Origin of the sequence: Thermoactinomyces sp. DSM 45892 (assembly GCF_900107305.1) — a bacterium.
Classification (GTDB): domain Bacteria; phylum Bacillota; class Bacilli; order Thermoactinomycetales; family Thermoactinomycetaceae; genus Baia.
On record NZ_FNPL01000005.1, the window covers coordinates 51779 to 72863 of the forward strand.

Consider the following 21085-nt stretch of genomic DNA (forward strand, 5'->3'; position numbering starts at 1 on the left):
GGACTGTAGGGCATTATTTGTTATTCATATTGGATAATTGGCTCTTTTTGATAGAAGGCAAGCGCCCAAGCGCACCAGTCTGCTTCATCTTGCTCCATTTGTAATTTGCGCATAAGGAGGATATAGCGTCCGAAGTGAGGGCTGCTAGGGTCTTTAAGGGAAGAGCCTGCTTCCGATTCTAACTGTGCAATTTCACATTCATGTCCTTCCACTTTGTGTTGAAAAAACTTCATCCGCTCTTCCAATAACTGAACCATTGTATCAGGAGCTAATAACCATTGTGCATAGATTTTTGCGAGAAATCCATCTCGAATGATCGGCTCTTGAAAAGCATTGGGTATCCATTTAGCAAGCACTTCTTTTCCTTGTTCCGTAATCGAAAACACCTTTTTATCTGGCTTTCCAGATTGGGGGATTGTGGTACAAGATACCAAATCGCGTTCCTCTAGTTCTACTAAAATCGGATAAATCTGATTATGTTTTGTTTGCCAGCACAAATCCATTCTCTTGGCAATCTCAAAGCTAGACCCACTATCCCTTGCTAAGATCGCCAAAACGGTATAAACAAAAGATTCCAACTGACATCCTCTCCTATACATCTTTCATTAGTTTAGTATATAAAAAATAGTAATTTTTTACAATCCTGATGGTATAAGATAATAAATTAGAAGCAAATTAGCTTAGAGTCTACATAGCATCTATTGAACATATACAAGAGCGAGCAAGGAGGGTGAATATGTACCAGATGAATGAAGAGTTAAACCCAAATGCCGAATCACCGGAAACGGCACCCGATCGGGCAATAGCAGATGAACTAAAGAAGAAAAACATGCTCCAAACGCTACAATCTTTAGGTCAAACCAATGTTCCTCAGTTAGAATCGAATATATTTTGCCTCCAGATTATTGGACAAATCGAAGGGCATATGGTGATGTCACCCCAAAATAAAACAACGAAATACGAGCATGTCATTCCTCAAATCGTGGCGGCTGAACAGAATCCCAAAATTGAAGGGGTTGTTCTGATATTAAATACCGTAGGGGGAGACGTGGAAGCGGGACTAGCCATTGCGGAGATGATAGCAACGATGAGTAAGCCGACTGTATCGATTGTCTTAGGTGGAGGGCATAGTATCGGGGTACCTATAGCAGTTTCTGCATGTACCTCCTTTATCGCGGAGACAGCCACGATGACGATTCATCCAGTTCGGTTAACGGGATTAGTGATTGGTGTGCCTCAATCATTTGAATATCTGGAAAGGATGCAAGATCGAGTCATTCATTTTATTTCGAGCCATTCCAAAGTTACAGAAGAAAAGTTACGAGAATTAATGTTTCGAACGGGAGAATTGGCACGAGATATCGGGACAAATGTAGTCGCAAAAGATGCCGTTGATATGGGTCTTATCGACCGATTAGGTGGCATCTCGAGCGCATTGCAAGAACTAGATCGTTTGATTCAAGAGAAAAAAGGAGAGTATCTCCAATGATTCACTGGACAGTATTACCATCTAATTGGGATGAAAGTGAGGCTGGTCAAATCTATCAGCCTCACTTTCAAGAATGCACCATCAATGGGATTCAAATGGTGATTGAGATTCTTCCCTCTGGAAAGGCTCAAATCAATCGCCTACTAAGTCCCAACCCACAAGACTATCTAAATCCCAAATACCAACCAGGCACGGAACTTACCCTTCATCCTATGCTGGAGTCTACGTATTCATCGCCATCCCAAAGCATTATTGACTAAAAATGTATCTGCCTACAGCTCAATAGCCAGCTGTGGGCAGATACATTGTCCCGGGACGAAAGATTTTACACTACTTACATCTACAAAAATATGGCAAATAAATGTATAATGTTCAGAAGACTGCTTTGTTTCGGGAGAAGGGGATACAATGTCCAAAAAGAAGAAACGAAAAGAAGTGAAGCGAACAAGTCGTGTAAAACATGACCTGCTATTTGAAATCTATGGAATTGCCATGATAGCACTTGCTGTAATTAGTTTAGCTAATTTAGGAGCAATCGGACGGAACCTAACATACTTATCTCGTTTTTTAGTGGGAACGTGGGACTTTCTTATTCCAATTGTCACCATTGGGCTTGCCCTATATATCATGATAAAACGAAGATGGCCGCAAAATTGGACGCCTAAGATGACAGGGGTTTTGATGATTCTCTTGTGTACACTCGGTTTTGTTCATTTCAATACATTTCAGTACTTACAAGCCGCGGGGAAAGTGGGCCCTGTTATGGATACCACGTGGAATCTTCTGATAAATGAATACTCATCTAGACTCCCGACAGATATAGGCGGCGGGATGATCGGTGGACTTATTTATGGTATGTTCCATTTTCTATTTGATGATGTCGGTACCGTCATTGCTTTGTCCGCGTTTTTGTTAGCGGGGATCCTCTTAGTATTTGGGATTTCATATATCCAATTTTTACAGAAATTATATGTTCTTTTTCAACGTCAAAGAGCGAGTGTTAAAAAAAATGTCAATTCCATGTTAGAAAAAAATGCAAAAGCGAAGGGGCAAAAAAAGCCATCGCATAATCGGGAAGTAGAAAGTGCCGGGAATCCAGAGTTTGAGGAAGAATTGGAGTCATCATCCTCTTCTGAGCCTACTATCGCCTACTACTATGAACCAGATCCAATACCTGATATGGAGCCTGTAAAAAAGCCGAAGCAGTTGACTCTTTCATTAAAATCAACTTCTGAGATGAAACATGAACCACAAGGAAATCAAAACGATGGGGAAGATGTAGTAGTGAAATTTCATACTACAGAGCGTTTGGATCATTACAAAATCCCACCATCCACCATTTTGAGAGCGTTAAAGAACAGAGATAGTTTGGATGTTGAGGACTTAAAATCAAAAGCCTCTAAATTAGAAGAGACGCTAGAAAATTTCGGAGTAAAGGCAAAGGTAAACCATGTTCAACAAGGACCTGCGGTAACAAGATATGAGATTCAACCCAAAGTAGGAGTGAAAGTAAGTCAAATCGTACGCTTATCCAACGATATTGCTCTCGCATTGGCAGCAAAATCGATTCGAATCGAAGCGCCGATTCCAGGTAAAGCAGCGATTGGGATCGAAGTGCCGAACTCAGAAACAGCGATGGTTGGCTTGCGAGATGTAATTGATTCTACAGGGTTCCAAAAAAATCCAAGTAAGCTATCAATTGGACTTGGAAAAGATATATCAGGAGAAGCCGTAATTGCCAATCTAGCTCAGATGCCCCATTTGTTAGTGGCAGGTGCGACAGGGGCAGGGAAAAGTGTCTGTGTAAACGGAATTATTATCAGCCTCCTGTACAAAGCAAGACCCGATGAGGTAAAGCTAATGATGATTGACCCTAAGATGGTAGAACTGAACATATACAATGGCATTCCTCATCTGCTTGTACCCGTTGTAACAGATGCCAGAAAGGCGGCTATTGCATTAAAGAAAGTAGTTTCTGAGATGGAGAAGCGATACGAACTATTTGCTAAAAACGGGGCGCGTGATCTAGAACGTTATAACCAATTGGCACGGGATCGAAGTGACGAGACTGTCATGCCCATTTTACCGTACATAGTTGTGATTGTAGATGAGCTTGCGGATTTAATGATGGTTGCACCTGGAGATGTAGAGGATGCTATTTGCCGACTTGCCCAGATGGCACGTGCGGCTGGTATTCATATGATTTTAGCTACACAGCGTCCTTCCGTAGATGTGATCACAGGGGTCATTAAAGCAAATATTCCTTCCCGAATCGCATTCACAGTATCTTCACAAGCTGATTCCCGTACCATTTTAGATATGGGGGGAGCAGAAAAGTTACTAGGTCGCGGCGATATGTTGTACATGCCGATCGGTGCACCTAAACCGATCCGTGTACAAGGTACCTTTGTAACAGATGAAGAAGTGGAGTCTGTGGTTAATTTTGTTAAAAATCAACAAGAAGCGCATTATAATGAAGAGATGATCCCAGATGTTCCAGAGAATGTAGGAGCCGATTTGGTTGATGATGATATGTATCCTCAAGCGGTTCAGTTAGTTTTGGAAGCGAGAACTGCTTCGGTATCATTGCTTCAAAGGCGGCTTCGGGTTGGGTATACTCGGGCGGCACGATTAATTGATCTGATGGAGTCTCGCGGAATTGTGGGCCCTTATGAAGGGAGTAAACCGAGAGAGGTATTAGTGACAGAAGATCTTATTCAAGAAATTTCCAACACGTAAGATAAAAAAAAATCTCTTGATTTTTTGGTAGCGATTACGCAAACTAAAAAAAGCGAGCTAGCGCAAATGCCGCTGGCTTTTTTTATCCTAATGCAGGGGAGGGACACGGATGAACGTTGTAGAAATGCGGGGCATTACCAAATACTTTGGTTCGTTTACTGCGAATGATAATATAAATCTAGTTGTAAAAAAGGGTGAAATTCATGCCCTACTTGGTGAAAATGGTGCTGGTAAATCAACATTAATGAATATCCTGTTTGGTCTATACCAACCAGAACTAGGTAAGATTTTCATTAAAGAAAAAGAAGTTGCGATTACGGGTCCGACGATGGCAAACGAGCTAGGAATTGGGATGGTCCATCAACATTTTATGTTAGTGCAACCGTTTACCGTAACCGAAAATATTATTCTTGGTGACGAAAGAGCTTCGGGTGGAATGATTGATTATAAAAAGGCTGAACGTGAAGTACAAGCCTTGTCAGATCAATATGGACTTCAAGTCGACCCGCGAGCGGTTGTTGCAGATATTGGGGTAGGAATGCAACAACGTGTTGAAATTTTAAAGACTTTGTATCGTGGAGCAGATATTCTTATTTTTGATGAGCCTACAGCTGTATTAACGCCTCAGGAGATTCATGAGCTAACTGAAATTATGAGGAAACTGGTAAAAGAAGGTAAGACGATCATCTTCATTACCCATAAGTTAAAAGAGATCATGAGCACTTGTGATCGTTGTACCGTCATACGCCGTGGGAAGATGATTGACACGGTTAATATCAATGAAACCAATGAAAATGAGTTAGCATCGCTTATGGTGGGTCGTAAGGTTTCGTTTGAACTAGATAAGCAACCAGCTAATCCACAGGAGCCCGTTTTAAAGGTTCAGAGTTTGGAAGTGAATGATAACCGTAATAATCCATCTGTTCGTGGTTTAGATCTGGAAGTGAAAGCGGGTGAGATCGTAGGAATTGCTGGGGTTGACGGCAATGGTCAATCTGAGCTTATTGAAGCGATTTGCGGGCTTATGAAACCGAAATCAGGAAGAGTCATTTTAAATAATAAAGATGTTACTGGATTGGCTCCTCGGAAAATTACTGAAATAGGACTCGGACATATTCCGGAAGATCGGCATAAACGCGGCTTGGTGCTAGACTTTTCTGTTAGTGAGAATATAATTTTACAGTCCTATTATAAGAAACCGTTTTCAAATGGTTTTGGGATTGATTACAAGGCAGTGGGTGACTATGCAAACAAATTGATTCAAGAGTTTGATGTACGAACACCTGATAAAGATACACCAGCACGCGCGCTTTCAGGTGGTAACCAACAGAAGGCGATCATCGCACGTGAAGTGGATCGAAATCCTTCTCTCCTGATTGCGGCTCAACCTACTCGTGGACTAGATGTGGGTGCGATCGAATTTATCCATAAACGTCTTATTGAGCACCGCGATACAGGCAATGCAGTGTTGCTCATTTCTCTTGAGTTAGAAGAGGTTCTGAAAGTAAGTGATCGAGTGGCCGTGATTTATGAAGGGAAAATTCAGGGCTGGGTTGATCCAAAAACAGCAACAGAAGAAGAGCTTGGACTCTTAATGGCGGGAAGCAAAGCGAAAGGAGGTACTTCACAATGATTGGGAAATTAAACCGAAATTCAACCCTCTTTTCATCTATCATTTCCATTGTTTTGGGGATGTTAGTCGGGGCAATCGCGATGCTGTTATCTGGATATAATCCGATTTCAGCTTACGGTGCCTTATTTAACAGTGTATTTGGCTCTGCATCCGATATGGGTGAAACATTGCGCACGATTACTCCACTCATCTTTGCTGGTTTGGCTGTCGCTTTAGCGTTCCGTACAGGGATGTTCAATATCGGGGTAGAGGGCCAATTAATCATTGGTAGTATGGCAGCCGCTTTTGTTGGATTAAAGTTAGAGTTGCCTCCGGTAGTGCATGCGATTGTGGCATTAGTAGTGGGTGCATTAGCTGGTGCAATATGGGCGCTCATTCCAGGATTGTTGAAAGCGATTCGTGGTGTACATGAAGTGATTGTCTGTATCATGATGAACTGGATTGCTTTATTCCTAAGTAACTACATGGTTGGAAAAGTTCTTTCAAATAATAGTGATTCCACCGAAAAGATTCATCCAAGTGCATCCATTCGTGTTGATTTTTTAACGGATCTGTTCGATGGAGCACGTGTCCATTTAGGCCTTATTCTAGCTATTTTGACAGCTATCTTTGTCTATGTATTGCTATTCAAAACCAAATTAGGTTATGAGTTGCGTGCGGTTGGCCTGAATCCGGATGCTTCTGAGTACGCGGGGATGAGTGTAAAGAGAAATATTATTTTTTCCATGATGATTTCAGGTGGAATTGCGGGTCTTGCTGGAGCGGTTGAGCTACTCGGAACAAGTGAGTATTTATCCATTAATGCATCTCTTCCAGGAACGGGTTTTGATGGGATTGCTGTGGCACTTTTAGGAGCTAATACCCCACTTGGTGTGGTGATGTCGTCCATGTTGTTCGGAGGATTATTTAATGGTGGAAGCAACATGCAGTATGTAGCAGGAGTACCTTTTGAAGTGATTCGAATTGTATTTGCAGCTATTATTCTCTTTGTAGCAGCTAATTTCGTAAAACAATTGGGAAGTAGAAAGAACCGTAAAAAGAAAGGGGAGAAAGCTAGTGCTTAGTACCATAACCAACCTTTTAGAGACCACTATTCTTTACTCAACTCCCCTCATTTTAGCGGCATTAGGTGGTTTGTTCTCGGAGCGTTCGGGTGTCATCAATATTGGTTTAGAGGGCCTGATGACAATCGGTGCGTTTACCTCAGCAGTTGTTGCGATCCATACGGGAAGTCCATGGATCGGACTCTTAGCAGGCATGGTAGCAGGTGTTCTTCTTGCGCTGATTCATGCAATTGCTACGGTTACCTTTAAAGCTGATCAAACCGTAAGTGGAGTCGCGATTAACTTCTTGGCAGCAGGACTATCTGTATACTTAGTAAAAGCCCTCTATGATGGTGCAGGACAAACGCCTGTTGTAAATAGTAAATTTACAGATTGGGCGATCCCTGTATTAAAGGATATTCCTGTTTTAGGAAAGACCATTTTTAATACATCACCGATTACCTATATCGCCTTAATCATGGTTTTTGTTAGTTACTTCGTGTTGTACCGTACTCCATTCGGTATGCGCTTACGTGCAGTAGGAGAGCATCCACATGCTGCCGAGACGGCGGGTGTATCGGTTGTCAAAATGCGTTATATTGCTGTCCTAATCAGTGGAGCTTTAGCGGCTATTGGTGGCGCTTCACTTTCTATATCAATCGGGAGTGAGTTTAGTGCGACTACCGTTGCGGGTCAGGGATTTATTGCGATCGCAGCATTAATCTTTGGTAAATGGAAACCATTTGGAGTTTTAGGAGCAGCGGGTTTCTTCGGTTTTTCCGTAGCCCTATCTTTAACGGGTCAGGTTTGGGGACTGACAGAATATGTACCTTCCGAAATTCTAACTATGCTTCCATATGTACTAACTATCTTGGCGCTTGCAGGATTTGTGGGGCGTGCGAATGCTCCAGCGGCGATTGGGAAACTATATGAAAAAGGAAGCCGTTAGGATTTGTGGAAAAATTTTTAAGCAAAGAGAAAAGTTTTTGAAAGAAAAAAGTTTTTGTTGATATAAAGTCATTTATGTATAAAATAAGAGATGAAGTTGTAAGCGTTTTTTTGTGAATAAGCTTTGGAGTTAATTGGAATCATTAGGTTAGTTTGTAACACAGAGAAAAAATGGATTTAATTTCCTAGTGAAACAGCAAATATCCGCTTGTCTCTGGTTCATACTACTAACATCATTCTCCCTGCAGTACAAAATCAAACACTTTTAGTAAAGGGGTATTTGTATGCAAATGAAGCGCTGGCTCGGTTCACTCGTAGCGGTTTCTCTAGTAGCAACACTAGCTGTTGGTTGCGGTGGTAATAATGATAAGGGGACAGCAAAAGGAGACTTTTCTGTCGGTCTTGTAACGGATACAGGTGGCTTAAACGACGAATCCTTTAACCAATCTGCTAACATGGGTCTTCAAAAAGCGAAGAACGATTTAAAAGTGGATGTGAAAGCACAAGAATCCAAAAAAGATGATGACTATGTTCCGAATTTAACTCGTTTTGCCAAAGACAAACGAAATCTCATTTGGGGTGTAGGCTTTAAATTTAATAAAGCACTTCCAGAAGTAGCTGATAAATTTAAAGATAGTAAGTTTGCCATTGTGGATGACAACTTAGGTGGCAAGGTTCCATCAAATGTTGTAGCAGTAACGTTTAAAGATGAAGAAGGCTCTTACTTAGCAGGAATCGCAGCAGGTAAGACTACCAAGACAAACCAAGTTGGTTTCATTGGTGGGATTACATCTCCGCTCGTTAAAAAGTTCGAAGCAGGATTTACAGCAGGTGTGAAAGAAGCGAATCCGAAAGCGACAGTAAAAGCTGTTTATGCAGAATCATTTACAGATGCAACGAAAGGCCGTTCTTTGGCGAAGTCTCTATATGACGGTGGAGCAGACATTGTGTACCATGCAGCCGGTGGCGTCGGAAAAGGTCTTTTCGATGAAGTAAAAACTCGTCAGGCAGGAAAATATTGGGCGATTGGTGTAGACATGGATCAAAGCCGTTTGGCACCAGAGCATACACTCACCTCTATGATTAAACGTGTTGATGTAGCGGTATTTGAAATTACAAAGCAAGCGAAAGAAGGAACGCTTAAAACAGGTACAGAAGTGAATTTTGGTCTGAAAGATGAAGGTGTCGGCCTTTCTAAAAGCTCAAAAGTCTCTCCTGAGGTAATGAAGCAAGTGGAAGAGTACAAACAAAAAATCATTAAAGGTGAAATCACCGTTCCTTCCAAATAATTTTTAAACCTTGTCATATTGTGGATATATGACTAAAGAACATGGAAGTAGGAAACTTACTAAGCATAGGAGAAAATTCCTTGTTGTAAGCTCTTACAATTCCATGTTCTTTTTTTTTAGTCTATAATGGAGACTAGGTAATATTTTCTAATAAACGAGGTGAACGGAGCATGTCATCCGGACAATTTGAGACCAGGCAAATAGGCAATGTACGTCTACATGTCTGTCCGAGTACAAAGTTTAAAACCACGATGTTGGTGGCGATGTTTCAACAGGAGCTATCGACAAAATATGTAACTCAAACAGCTCTCCTTTCAAATGTATTGCTTCGAGGAACGGAACAATACCCTACGATGTTAGACTTAAAAAAGAAGCAAAACGATCTGTACGGTGCAGGTCTCTTTGGAGATGTTTTTAAACGTGGAGAACGGCAAATACTCCACTTTGGAGTAGATATCGCAAATGAACAATATCTTCATGACGCTTCACCGCTACTCGAAGAAGCAGTGAGCCTCTTATGTGAAGTGATTACGAAGCCAGCCTTAGAGCAGGATGTATTTATGAAAAGCTATATAGAGGCGGAGAAACGAAACCGAAAGCAACAAATTGAAGGCTTGGTGGATGATAAAATCCAGTATGCAGCGCAACGTAGCATTGAAGCGATGTGTAAAAACGAGCCATATGCCATTTTTATAAATGGGCGAGTGGAGGATCTTCCGGCAATACAAGCCGATAATCTTTATACATATTATCAAGAACTGTTGTACCATTGCCCACTTGATTTCTATTGTGTCGGGGATGTGGATATTCAAAAAGTGGTCTCCTTGTTCGAGAGGTATCTTCCTTCTGAGATGTTTACTTCCGAACGAAACCAATTGGATCTCTCTTACACAGCACAATCCGTACAACAAGTGAAAACGGTGGTGGAGCGTTTACCTGTAAATCAAGGAAAACTAAATATGGGATGCCGAACCCATATAACAGTGCAGGATTCCGACTACTCTGCTTTGCTTATGTATAACGGGATTCTCGGTGGTTTTCCGCACTCGAAGTTGTTTATGAATGTGCGTGAAAAAGCAAGTCTGGCTTACTATGCTTCCTCGCGACTGGAAAGTCATAAAGGGATTATGCATATCCAATCAGGAATTGAGATTCAAAACTTCGAAAAGGCTGTAACCATTATTAAAGAACAGATGGAAGTAATGCGCCAGGGGCAAATTAGCGACCAAGAATTAGAGCAAACAAAAGCGACCCTTTCGAATCAGTTCCGTGAGCAACAAGATCGTGCCTATGAGATGATTCAATCACACTATCACTCTGTACTAAGTGGAACGAACCGTCCATTAGAACAGATTCTAAAAGAAATTTCACACGTATCGAAAGAGGATGTGCAAAAAGTAGCACAAAAGATTCAGCTCGACACAATCTACTTCTTACGAGATCAAGGAGGAGAAGCTGATGAAAAAAATTGAATACAAGCAGCTAAAAGAGACGCTTTATCATGAGAAACTGCCAAATGGATTAGATGTATACGTGCTGCCTAAGCAGGGATTTGCTAAAACGTATGCTACCTTTACTACCAAGTACGGTTCTATTGACAATACGTTTCAGGTTCCTGGAAAAGAAAAGGTACATGTACCGGATGGGATTGCACATTTCTTAGAACATAAGATGTTTGAACAGGAGTCAGGGGAAGATGTATTCCAGTCGTTTTCTAGGCAAGGTGCATCGGCAAATGCCTTTACTAGTTTTACACGTACATCGTACCTATTCTCTTGTACGGATCAAGTGGAAAACAATCTCACTACACTGTTAAATTATGTACAAAGCCCTTACTTTACAGATGAAAATGTGGAGAAGGAGAAGGGGATTATTGGCCAAGAGATTCGCATGTATGATGACAATGCGGATTGGAGAGTTTACTTCGGTTTGATTGAGGCATTGTATCAAAATCACCCAGTCAAAATCGATATCGCAGGTACTGTGGAGTCCATCGCCAAAATTACCAAGGAGACTCTTTACACTTGTTATAATACCTTCTATCACCCAAGTAACATGTTGTTATTTGTCATCGGGGCGGTGGACGCGGGGCGTATTTTCCAGTTGGTAAAAGAAAATCAAGCGCAGAAAAAATTTGAGCCGCAGGGTGAGATTAAGCGCTTTTTTGATAAAGAACCTGGTGCTGTTGCAGAGAAGCGAAAGGAAATGCGTCTAAGTGTAAACGCTCCTAAGTGTTACTTCGGATTTAAGGAGGCGCCTACTGTTATAGGAGTCTCTGGGGAAGATATGTTGAAAATGGAGCTAACTACACAGTTGTTTATGGAGTCGTTAGTCGGATCATCTTCAGCGTTGTATCAAAGCCTGTATGATGAAGGGTTGATTGATGACTCATTTGGACACGACTACTCGATCGAACAGGGTTACGGCTTTACGATGATGGGCGGGGATACAAGAAAGCCAGATGAACTTGTGGCCCGTATCGAACAACTATTTCCTCAGAAAGTAACAAAGGGAATTACTGCTGAGGAGTTTGAGTTAGTAAAGAAAAAGAAGATCGGAAGTGTTTTGCGTTCACTAAATTCAGTGGAGTGGATTGCGAACCAATTTACGAGTTATCGTTTTCATGAGTCAGATCTGTTCCAGATGATCCCAATGTTAGAATCGATTACATTAGAGGATGTCAACAATCGAATGAGAGAGCATATTGACTTTGCGAGATTTGCGGTCTCTACCGTACGTCCATTGGAACAATCGACGAAATCTACTACTTAAATAATGTGGTCGTGCCGCTACCTTGCAGGCACGACTTTTTATACGAGTAGGAGTGGGGGTGACAGTGTGAAGTCATTAGAAGGACAGATTGTATGGATATCAGGAGCTAGTGGGGGTATTGGGAGTGCCATTGCGATTCATTTAGCTGAGTTAGGTGCTAAAGTCGCGGTTTGTTTTCAGCATTCCCTTAGTCGGGCAGAAGAGATTGTAAGAAGATGCCGAGAATCAGGGGGTCAAGCTGAGGCGTTTCGATTGGACGTAAAACAAGCAGAATCGGTGCGAAATTGTTATCAGCAAATTTGCTGGACATTAGGAGTACCAACCACCATGATCCACGCTGCAGGTGGCACTCAGATTGGGCTACTTCAGGATGTGACCATGCAGCAGTATGATGAGTTAATGGATACGCATGTTCGAGGAGCAGTGCAGATGATTCAATCTGCGATACCTAGTATGATTCAACAAAAACAAGGCCGTATCATTTTACTATCTTCGATTTGGGGGGAGACGGGTGGGGCTGGTGAAGCTATCTATTCAGCCGCCAAAGGAGCCATCCAAGGATTAGCGAAGTCACTGTCCAAAGAGCTAGCTAGGTCTCATATTACGGTAAATGCAGTGGCTCCTGGAGCCATTGAGACTCCATTATTATCTGCGCAATTATCAGATGAGGAACAAGCGGAGTTAGCGGAGGCAATCCCAATGGGCCGTCTAGGAAAGCCTGAAGAGGTAGCGAGACTGATTGGTCATTTATGTGATCCTGAGAGTGGGTATATAACGGGTCAGGTTATTCATGTAAATGGTGGTTGGTATACATAATTTGTTTGCTGTTAGATCATATTACTCGAGTAGGGGGTGATCTAATCATGTCAGTTCTTGATGATTTTCAAGAGTGGAAAGGCTTTCTATCCGAACGTGTAGGCCAAGCGAGAAGCTTAGGAATGGATGATAATTCGATTCAAGATATCGCCTACGAGTTAGGAGATTATCTAGCCAAGGATGTTCAGCCTCAAAATGAACAAGAATTGTTGCTACGTGATTTATGGAAGGTAGCGGGACCAGAAGAACAAAAAATGATGGCAGAGCTTATGGTGAAGATGGTAAGCGATGGCAAACAATAATTGTATGTTTAATTAATAAAACAAGTCTTTGATCGAGACTTGTTTTATTTTATTTTTTAACGGACAATGACTTTTATGTAAGGAATTAGTCACGAATCTTTCTTCGTTCCGAAACATGGATGTGCTATACTGAAAAAAACATTCGCTTACCGTTTTATTTTAGATGAGAGAATGAGGTGTGAAATGGAAGATCACGAATGGTATCTTGAGTATCAAATTCACAAAAATAAAAACCGTCCTGGTTTGTTAGGGGATTTGGCGTCACTACTCGGAATGCTAAAGATTAATATTGTGACGATTAACGGGGTAACCAATAATCGTCGTGGTCTGATCCTGCGCACAAGTAAACCTGAAAAAATAGAGGCTTTAAGCCAAATCCTACATCGGATGGATCATATCCATGTAACGGCTTTGCGAAAGCCAAATGTAACCGATCGTCTTGCTGTGAGGCATGGAAAATATGTTGAACTCTCCAGCGATGATATTAAGACATACCGATTTATTAGAGATGAGATCGGTATTTTAGTAGATTTTCTAGCCGAACAAATGAAGAAAAAAGGGCATCAACTTATTGGAATTCGAGGAATGCCGCGTGTTGGAAAGACAGAATCAATCGTGGCATCTAGTGTATGTGCGAATAAAAGGTGGTCTTTCCTATCATCAACACTCTTACGACAAACGATTCGCACACAATTAGCCGCGAATGAACTTACGACTGACCATGTTTACATAATAGATGGGATCGTCTCTACACGCCGTTTTTCGGAAGAGCATATTTGTTTACTTCGAGAAGTGATGGGGCTGGAGACAACCAAGGTGATTGAACACCCTGATATCTTTGTCAGAAACTCGGAGTATCGACTAGAAGATTTCAACTATATGATTGAGCTCAGAAATCATTCTGATGAGAAGATTGTTTACGATCTGATCGACGAACGTCATTCCATGTTTTAGTGAGGTTTAAGAAGGTAGAGAAGCTTCCTAAAGAGAAACCAATAATTAGCTCAGGGAGGTGACCATAGTGGGAGTAGGACAACAACTTAGAAACACTCGTGAATCTCTTGGCATTAGTTTAGAAGAATTAGAGGCCCATACAAAAATTCAAAAGCAATATTTATCAGCAATTGAAAATGGTCAATTCCACCTGTTGCCAGGTTCCATATATGTAAGATCCTATATTCGTACGTATGCACTATCTGTAGGTTTGGATCCACATAAAATATTACATCAAGTGAGGCATACACAATCTGCTGCTAAAGAAAACCCCAGACAAGCTGTCTCAGCAGTTCCTGAAAGATCACGTAATCAACGTTTACCAGGCATACCGGAGCAAAGTGTGGCGGTGGCCGATGAAAATCGCTGGCAACCAGAAAAAGAGCTTGCTACGACTCGTTCATTTGGGAATACGGTTCGCTGGGACGTAAAACGCATTGAAAATCATTTGAAAGAAGCTGAGCAAGAGCAAACTACTGCTACCGTTCCACCTAATCGCCTTGCGAGACGCCGAGAACAAGGGAGATCTGATCGGTTAAGTCAGTCGAGTAAATTACCGGTAGTTGCACCATCAGAGCGTTCTGTGCAACCTTCTTCGACGAAACAAAGTCCACGCTCTAAGGAACTTCAGGCTTTACAAAATTTGAAAAGCTTATCACGTAACGATCGCCAAAAACGATCCGTGGAAGGGAATGAGCTTGTACCGAGCTTAGGTTCTCGTTTGAGAGAGCGCAAGGGGAAATCGAAAAAGAAATTCACGTTTTACACGAAATTTTTAATGTTTTGGGCAGCTATTCTTGCGATTGCAGCTCTCTATGTTCTATATTTGCGGATAACTAGCTCTTAGATACATAAGACGTAAAGCCGTTCTAACTCTTGTTAAGAGAGCTTTTTTTGACAGAGCATCTGTATTTTGATATGCTTGTATCAAATTTATGCGTATTTTTTGAAATAACAAACAGTCAGGTTGAAGAACAAAATAGCTTCTTGTACGATCATGTAGCATTTGTTTGCAAACCTTTTGGGAGGTGTCTGGGATGTCTGAAGAGATTGGACATTATCTTCGACAGGCCCGGGAGTCGATAGGACTGTCCCTCGACCAATTACAAGAAAAAACAAAGATCCAAAAACCTTTTCTTATAGCGATTGAAAATGGTGACTTTGACAAACTACCGAGCCCTTTTTATGTGAGGACCTATCTGCGTTCTTATGCCAATCAAGTCAAGGTAGAGCCTCATCATATTTTGCGTCACTATCGAAAAGAAGAGCAGGCTGTGCGGTATGGAGTACAGCAAAATACTGCTGTTATGCCTGCTGTGGGACAGCAAACGGGTCATTTTTCCTTGAGTCAAACGACAATCCAGAAGCCTGCAAGTTCAAATCGTATTAAAGTTCATACAGCCCTTACGATTGCGAAGCCGAGCGCTAACACGCAAGTAAATACGCCACCGGTAATGGAGCGGATGGCTCAAACACAGAAACTACGTGCAGTGGATCAGTCCCAGAGTATGCCTACTATGACTCCACCATTTGAGCCTGGAAAAACGCAGACTATGCCGCCCTTTAATCCGGCACAAACACAGCGGCTAAAGGCAATAGAGAATTCAGGAGTAAATCGTCGACCTAGTCGTACTGTGCGCGAACAATCTATGACGATTGCGAAGGATCACAAGGATCGTTCTGAGGAAACAATCCAAAAAACTCTAACTGAGGCTCCTTCTGCGAACACACAGATAGGACTTGCGGGACAGGAAACGGTACCATTTGAGATGATAAAAGGCCAAGATCATCAGCCGGGTGCAATGAATTTATCATCTACTATGCCTGGATCTGGATCGAAAAAAATGGATTCACCTTCTCGTGTAGAAACGAGGCGCGACCCTAGGTTTGAACGTACTGCTCGATTTGACGATTCCAAATTGGACGTAAGTCGGAAATTGGAGACAGGTTTGGTTCCACTCTCCGATACGATTATGACTCGCCGTGAGAAGTTTAGTTCCCCGCGTGATGAAAAACAAGACTCGCGTTACTCACAAGATGTAGAATCTCTCAAAACATTAAGTCGTAGTGCCATGAAAACGGGTCGTAGTAAGTCTAAGTGGAAAGTGGATTTGTTCCCTGTAAATGGGTATTGGATTGCGGGAGCTATTGGACTCTTGGTACTCATTATTGGGGTGTTGATATATGTTTTTTCTGGTGGAGATGATGCCAAGAAAACGAACACTTCTAAACCAACCACTCCTGAACAAGCAGCGAAACCAGAAAGTGAAGCAAAGGAATCGACTCCTAGTACGCAGCCTGTAACGGAATCAGGTCCAGTTGAGATTGAGAAATCAGGAGCTGGAATTTATCATGTCTCGAAAGGGAACCAAGTGAAGCTCTCTTTCAAATTAAAGCAAGGTACCTCTACCAGTGGGCAGATTGTATTAAAGGATGCAGCGGGTAAAGAAATTAAACCTGCGTTCGTTTTGAGTACTAAATACCCTACAGCCCCAGACATTTTATATACGTTTTCTGGAGATGCGAATAAGTTAACCATTTCCATCGCCAAACCAGAAGACGTAGAGATTATGGCAAATGGAAATATATCCATTAATAAAGTGAATCCAGTTAAAGAACTTACCTTCTTAGTGAAAGAATAATAAAATTGTTAAAGAAATGTTCCTGAAAGAGCCTTTTAACAGGCTTTTTCTTTTGTTTTTCCTAGGATATACTGACATCAGAATGGAGAGCGGATGGGAGGATATTTGCAGCTATGGTAGATATGGAGCAGCAATCACAATCGCAAACAAAACCTAGTCAGTTCGTAAGCAGAAGGGAAAAATATGCTAAAAAGATAAAAATGAAACCAGCCGCTTGGTTCGCATGGTTTAGTGTAGTGCTGGTGGCTTTGGCTATACCTGTTGGCTTTTATGCCTTTAAGGGAAGTTCATCTAACCAAGAAGCCAAGTCTCCCCCTGTCCATACTGAAACGGAAGTGGGTAAAAGTAATCCGAGTAGACCGAGAATAGAATTGCAACCTCATTCCGGAGGAAAAGACCCTGTTGAGCCATATCGCTTAGGTAATGTAGAGAAAGTGGAGGTTTCTCTTTCAACCAAGAGCAGTGCTTCTTTTAAGGTGTATCGCGATTCATCGAAAGGTACTCTGTTAAGAGAAGGGGAACTTTCGTCAAATAATGTAGAAAAAATAGAGGATAAAAAAGAATTGTATGTATTTGTAGAAAAACCTGACCAAGTTGAATTAAAAGTAAATGGGATTCAAATTGATACATCCAATTCGAAAAGTGCTAAGTCATATCGATTTTTCTTAGTTGAATAAAGATTCGTAAAAAGAAAAGCTTTTTATGGGTAAGCTTTTGACACCTTACTTTTGCATAGTTTATACTTACGGAAGGATTATCTGCTATCTACTACATATTTGGAAGAATTGATCACACATGAAATATATACCTGCTTATCATTCAGTCGCAATCCTGTTCGTTTCTTCTCCCACACAAGGGATCATGGAGAGGATTTCCTCCAAGAACCAAATCAAGGGATTGTCCAGGAGGTAGATCACAGTGAACGTAGCCAACAAGATAACAATGGCACGTATTTTTCTTGTTCCCGTGGTCATGATCTTTTTACTTGTTCGTTTTGATCTTGGATCGATACAATTTGGTCAAGTCACGATAACAGTGAGTGAATTGATTGCGACATTGGTATTTGTTCTAGCGGCTGTTACAGACGGTTTGGATGGATATATAGCTCGAAAGAATAAAATAGTAACCAATCTCGGGAAATTTCTTGATCCTCTAGCAGATAAACTATTAATTACAGCCGCACTCATTTCACTTGTAGAGATGAATCGCTTAGAGGCATGGATGGCTATCGTCATTATTAGTCGAGAGTTTGCTGTTACAGGATTGCGCTTGATTGGAGCAGTGGAGGGGAAAGTCATCGCTGCTAGTGCATTAGGGAAAGCGAAAACGATTATTCAGATCGTAGCTATCGTGGCACTAATGCTAAATAATGTTCCGTTTGCTCAGTATGCTATTCCGTTTGCCTCTATAACGAAATGGCTGGCAGTGATCATTACGGTTGTATCAGGGGTCGATTATTTCTATAAAAATAGGAAATTTGTTTCACTTACTACTTCGAACCCGAAACAGTAAAGAGGGGACTCGCTTATGAAGGCGGAAGTCATTACCGTTGGAACAGAGTTATTAATGGGTTATACCTTAGACACCCACTCTAACTTTCTATCACAGGAATGTGCCGTATTGGGAATACCGGTTCACTTCCACACTTCTGTAGATGATGATCGTGATCGACTTTATCAAACATTTCAGCTTGCTAAGGCTCGTTCTGAGTTAGTAATCGTTTGTGGTGGACTTGGTCCAACGCTAGATGATTTGACAAAAGAAACATTGGCTGAATTTCTGGGTGTTGAATTGGTCCAAGATCCTGCTGCTTTTGAAGCGTTACAATCCGCTTTTGCTGGACGTTCTATCCCGATGACAGATAATAATTTAAAACAAACATATGTATTTCCGAGTGGGACCGTTTTTTTAAACTCAAGAGGAACTGCTCCCGGCCTAGCTGTTACTTCAGAAGGAATTACATATATTCTGTTACCAGGGCCCCCGGGTGAAATGATTCCCATGTTTGAAGGACAGATTCGTGAATTTATACTTTCTCTCATCCCAAGTCGAAGAGTAATCATATCTCATCCTCTTTCTTTTTTTGGAATTGGCGAATCTTTATTAGAAGACAAACTGAAGGACTTGATCCAATCAGAAACATCTCCAGCCATTGCAACATATGCTGAAGAAGCGGGGGTTGTTTTGAGAATTACAGCGAAAGCTGAGTCAGTGAATGAGGCACAGGAACAAATCGAATGGATTCGACAGGAAATCCTTCATCGTGTAGGAGAGTTTTGTTTTAGTGAGAAAAAAGAGGCTTTAGAAGAAGTCGTTTTATCTATTATGCGGGACCGGAAGCAGACTGTATCGATGGCAGAGAGCTGTACGGGCGGTTTCCTTACGTATCTACTAACCACTGTTCCTGGATCCAGTCAAGCTGTGCTGGGTGGTGTCGTTACGTATACCAATGAAATCAAGGAACGTATGACGAAGGTTTCAGCCGATACACTTCAAAAATACGGTGCGATTAGCGGAGAAACAGCGACTGAGATGGCAGAGCATACAAGGGATCAATTTCAAAGTGATTTTGCCATCAGTGTGACAGGACTTGCGGGGCCAACACCTTCGGAAGGCAAACCTGTTGGGGAGGTCTGGATCGCGATTGCCACGAAAAATAGCAAGACTGAGGTCTATCGTCATATGATTAGAGGCCAACGTAAACGAATTCAGTTACTAGCAGCAAAATATGCTCTATTCCATCTATGGCAGAGATTAAAAAAAGGGTGATTTTACAACATGACGAAGAGTTTTGATGAATTTGGACTACAATCAGAGATTTTAAGAGGAATTTACGATATTGGCTTTGAAGAGCCTTCTCCGATTCAGATCGAATGTATTCCCGCTGTATTACGCGGGGAAGACGTAATTGGGCAAGCACAGACAGGAACAGGTAAGACGGCGGCTTTTGGGATTCCGATATTAGATCGAATTCAAACCCAAGTGAACCAAGTGCAGAGCATCATCCTTACCCCTACTCGTGAACTAGCGATTCAGGTGTCTGAAGAATTACGGCGTATCGGGCGGCCAGGTCGGATTAAAACACTCCCAATCTATGGTGGACAATCTATCGGACGACAAGTAAAAGCATTGGAGCAAGGTGTTCATGTGGTTATTGGTACTCCAGGAAGGTTACTAGATCATTTGCGTCGTGGAACACTAAAGGTGGATGCCATTGAGGTGATTGTCCTCGATGAAGCAGATGAAATGCTAGATATGGGTTTCATCGAGGACATTGAGGCGGTGTTACGTTTTGCACCGCCAGACCGCCAGCTTCTTCTTTTCTCGGCTACTATGCCGCCAGCTATTCGCCAATTAGCGAATAAGTATATGCGAAAGCCAAGGTATATTACGATTAATCGAGGCGATGTGAGTGTACCTATGATCAAGCAAGTATATTATCGGGTACTTGAGAATCATAAAGTAGATGCGCTATGTCGAATTCTAGATAGTGAGGAAGTTAATTTAGGAATTGTCTTCTGTCGAACGAAAAAAGGTGTAGATGAGCTAGCAGAAGCACTTCAGGCACGTGGCTATCTATCTGGAGGACTACACGGAGATCTCCAACAATATCAACGTGATCGTGTGATGAGTGCTTTCCGTAATAGTGAGATCGAATTACTTGTGGCTACCGATGTAGCGGCAAGGGGAATTGATGTCGGTAGTGTAACTCATGTCATTAACTTTGACATTCCGCAAGATGTAGAGAGCTATGTGCACCGTATTGGCCGTACGGGTCGTGCAGGTCGTGCGGGTGTTGCGTTAACTCTCGTAACTCCACGTGAGATGAAGCAATTGCGCACGATTGAAGAGGAAACAGGTAACCGTTTGAAATCAAAAGAACTCCCTACTCTAGAAGAAATTGCTACGAAGCAACAGCAGACTTGGATGACTCAAATCGGAGAAGTCATCCAAGCTGAGACGGATCTTAGTCTATTTGAAGAGATGTTAGGACAATTGAGTGGGAAGTACTCTGCTGAGAAGGTAGCAGCAGCTGCACTATATCTATCCTTCTCAGAGAGATTCTCCAAGGGCCCTGATGCAGGGTATAATTTTGGAGAAACGGGTGCCTCACCAGGTATGGTTCGTTTCTTTATCAATGTGGGTCGTAATGTAAACATGCGTCCACAAGAGTTGGCACAAGCGATTGCTGATCATGCAGGAATTGCCTTGCGCCAAGTTGGACGAATTAATATCTATGACCGCTTCTCCTTTGTAGAAGTGCCAGAGGATGTAGCTCCATTTGTTTATGAAGCACTTCGTCAGTCTAAAATCAACGGCGCACGTGTGAATATGGAACCTGCTCGTCCGCGTACAAGCACCCCTCCTTCTGAGCGTACCCCTCGACCTAGGGGATAACCATAAAAAAGGAATCATCTT

General features: G+C 41.9%; 19 protein-coding genes. 18 read left to right on the forward strand and 1 reads right to left on the reverse strand.

The window, feature by feature from the left end; all coding sequences use genetic code 11:
- Positions 1-20 precede the first annotated feature (20 nt).
- Entirely contained in the window at positions 21-578 is a 558-nt protein-coding gene (locus BLU58_RS05255) for a PadR family transcriptional regulator (RefSeq protein WP_176786501.1), read from the reverse strand.
- A 158-nt stretch (positions 579-736) separates the two neighbouring features.
- Here BLU58_RS05255 and BLU58_RS05260 point away from each other — a divergent pair, with 158 nt between their 5' ends.
- The 18 genes from BLU58_RS05260 (at position 737) to BLU58_RS05345 (ending at position 21064) form a co-directional block, all read left to right on the forward strand.
- Positions 737-1489 carry a ClpP family protease gene (locus BLU58_RS05260; RefSeq protein WP_093291182.1) on the forward strand — a complete coding sequence of 251 codons (753 nt, stop codon included), beginning with the start codon at positions 737-739 and terminating at the stop codon, positions 1487-1489.
- Positions 1486-1749 (forward strand): YlzJ-like family protein, encoded by a 264-nt coding sequence (locus tag BLU58_RS05265; protein WP_093291183.1) that lies wholly within the window; start codon positions 1486-1488, stop codon positions 1747-1749. The genes BLU58_RS05260 and BLU58_RS05265 overlap by 4 nt, the downstream gene beginning before the upstream one ends.
- A 148-nt stretch (positions 1750-1897) precedes the next feature.
- Positions 1898-4228, forward strand: a complete 2331-nt coding sequence (locus tag BLU58_RS05270) for an FtsK/SpoIIIE family DNA translocase (protein ID WP_093291184.1) — start codon at positions 1898-1900, stop codon at positions 4226-4228.
- A 109-nt stretch (positions 4229-4337) separates the two neighbouring features.
- Complete coding sequence (locus tag BLU58_RS05275) at positions 4338-5861, forward strand: ABC transporter ATP-binding protein (protein ID WP_093291185.1); 1524 nt, start codon at positions 4338-4340, stop codon at positions 5859-5861.
- A complete protein-coding gene (locus BLU58_RS05280) occupies positions 5858-6925 on the forward strand; it encodes an ABC transporter permease (protein ID WP_093291186.1) in 1068 nt (355 codons plus the stop codon). The genes BLU58_RS05275 and BLU58_RS05280 overlap by 4 nt, the downstream gene beginning before the upstream one ends.
- On the forward strand, positions 6918-7853 hold the full coding sequence (locus BLU58_RS05285) for an ABC transporter permease (RefSeq protein ID WP_093291187.1): 936 nt from the start codon (positions 6918-6920) through the stop codon (positions 7851-7853). The genes BLU58_RS05280 and BLU58_RS05285 overlap by 8 nt, the downstream gene beginning before the upstream one ends.
- 283 nt (positions 7854-8136) lie before the next feature.
- Complete coding sequence (locus BLU58_RS05290) at positions 8137-9141, forward strand: BMP family lipoprotein (RefSeq protein ID WP_255404612.1); 1005 nt, start codon at positions 8137-8139, stop codon at positions 9139-9141.
- 170 nt (positions 9142-9311) lie between these two features.
- Complete coding sequence (yfmF, locus tag BLU58_RS05295) at positions 9312-10613, forward strand: EF-P 5-aminopentanol modification-associated protein YfmF (protein ID WP_093291188.1); 1302 nt, start codon at positions 9312-9314, stop codon at positions 10611-10613.
- Entirely contained in the window at positions 10600-11913 is a 1314-nt protein-coding gene (gene yfmH, locus BLU58_RS05300; RefSeq protein WP_093291189.1) for an EF-P 5-aminopentanol modification-associated protein YfmH, read from the forward strand. The genes yfmF and yfmH overlap by 14 nt, the downstream gene beginning before the upstream one ends.
- Positions 11914-11979: 66 nt before the next feature.
- Entirely contained in the window at positions 11980-12729 is a 750-nt protein-coding gene (gene ymfI / locus BLU58_RS05305; protein ID WP_176786502.1) for an elongation factor P 5-aminopentanone reductase, read from the forward strand.
- A gap of 47 nt (positions 12730-12776) precedes the next feature.
- Positions 12777-13031 (forward strand): DUF3243 domain-containing protein, encoded by a 255-nt coding sequence (locus BLU58_RS05310; RefSeq protein WP_093291191.1) that lies wholly within the window; start codon positions 12777-12779, stop codon positions 13029-13031.
- Between the two features lie 183 nt (positions 13032-13214).
- On the forward strand, positions 13215-13985 hold the full coding sequence (locus tag BLU58_RS05315) for a DUF3388 domain-containing protein (RefSeq protein WP_093291192.1): 771 nt from the start codon (positions 13215-13217) through the stop codon (positions 13983-13985).
- A gap of 67 nt (positions 13986-14052) precedes the next feature.
- Entirely contained in the window at positions 14053-14871 is an 819-nt protein-coding gene (locus tag BLU58_RS05320) for a helix-turn-helix domain-containing protein (protein ID WP_176786503.1), read from the forward strand.
- 190 nt (positions 14872-15061) lie between these two features.
- Complete coding sequence (locus BLU58_RS05325; protein ID WP_093291194.1) at positions 15062-16666, forward strand: helix-turn-helix domain-containing protein; 1605 nt, start codon at positions 15062-15064, stop codon at positions 16664-16666.
- 113 nt (positions 16667-16779) lie between these two features.
- Positions 16780-17343: a hypothetical protein gene (locus BLU58_RS05330; protein ID WP_093291195.1), complete on the forward strand. Its 564-nt coding sequence runs from the start codon at positions 16780-16782 to the stop codon at positions 17341-17343.
- 241 nt (positions 17344-17584) lie between these two features.
- Complete coding sequence (gene pgsA / locus BLU58_RS05335) at positions 17585-18178, forward strand: CDP-diacylglycerol--glycerol-3-phosphate 3-phosphatidyltransferase (protein ID WP_093291196.1); 594 nt, start codon at positions 17585-17587, stop codon at positions 18176-18178.
- A 15-nt stretch (positions 18179-18193) separates the two neighbouring features.
- Complete coding sequence (locus tag BLU58_RS05340) at positions 18194-19435, forward strand: competence/damage-inducible protein A (RefSeq protein WP_093291197.1); 1242 nt, start codon at positions 18194-18196, stop codon at positions 19433-19435.
- 9 nt (positions 19436-19444) lie between these two features.
- Complete coding sequence (locus BLU58_RS05345) at positions 19445-21064, forward strand: DEAD/DEAH box helicase (protein WP_093291198.1); 1620 nt, start codon at positions 19445-19447, stop codon at positions 21062-21064.
- Positions 21065-21085 lie beyond the last annotated feature (21 nt).

Coding starts and splice junctions, on each gene's coding strand:
- BLU58_RS05290 (WP_255404612.1), top strand. CDS start 8,137: ATGCAAATGAAGCGCTGGCTCGGTTCACTCGTAGCGGTTTCTCTAGTA.
- BLU58_RS05345 (WP_093291198.1), top strand. CDS start 19,445: ATGACGAAGAGTTTTGATGAATTTGGACTACAATCAGAGATTTTAAGA.
- BLU58_RS05315 (WP_093291192.1), top strand. CDS start 13,215: ATGGAAGATCACGAATGGTATCTTGAGTATCAAATTCACAAAAATAAA.
- BLU58_RS05330 (WP_093291195.1), top strand. CDS start 16,780: ATGGTAGATATGGAGCAGCAATCACAATCGCAAACAAAACCTAGTCAG.
- yfmH (WP_093291189.1), top strand. CDS start 10,600: ATGAAAAAAATTGAATACAAGCAGCTAAAAGAGACGCTTTATCATGAG.
- BLU58_RS05265 (WP_093291183.1), top strand. CDS start 1,486: ATGATTCACTGGACAGTATTACCATCTAATTGGGATGAAAGTGAGGCT.
- BLU58_RS05340 (WP_093291197.1), top strand. CDS start 18,194: ATGAAGGCGGAAGTCATTACCGTTGGAACAGAGTTATTAATGGGTTAT.
- BLU58_RS05280 (WP_093291186.1), top strand. CDS start 5,858: ATGATTGGGAAATTAAACCGAAATTCAACCCTCTTTTCATCTATCATT.
- BLU58_RS05310 (WP_093291191.1), top strand. CDS start 12,777: ATGTCAGTTCTTGATGATTTTCAAGAGTGGAAAGGCTTTCTATCCGAA.
- BLU58_RS05325 (WP_093291194.1), top strand. CDS start 15,062: ATGTCTGAAGAGATTGGACATTATCTTCGACAGGCCCGGGAGTCGATA.
- BLU58_RS05275 (WP_093291185.1), top strand. CDS start 4,338: ATGAACGTTGTAGAAATGCGGGGCATTACCAAATACTTTGGTTCGTTT.
- yfmF (WP_093291188.1), top strand. CDS start 9,312: ATGTCATCCGGACAATTTGAGACCAGGCAAATAGGCAATGTACGTCTA.
- BLU58_RS05270 (WP_093291184.1), top strand. CDS start 1,898: ATGTCCAAAAAGAAGAAACGAAAAGAAGTGAAGCGAACAAGTCGTGTA.
- BLU58_RS05260 (WP_093291182.1), top strand. CDS start 737: ATGTACCAGATGAATGAAGAGTTAAACCCAAATGCCGAATCACCGGAA.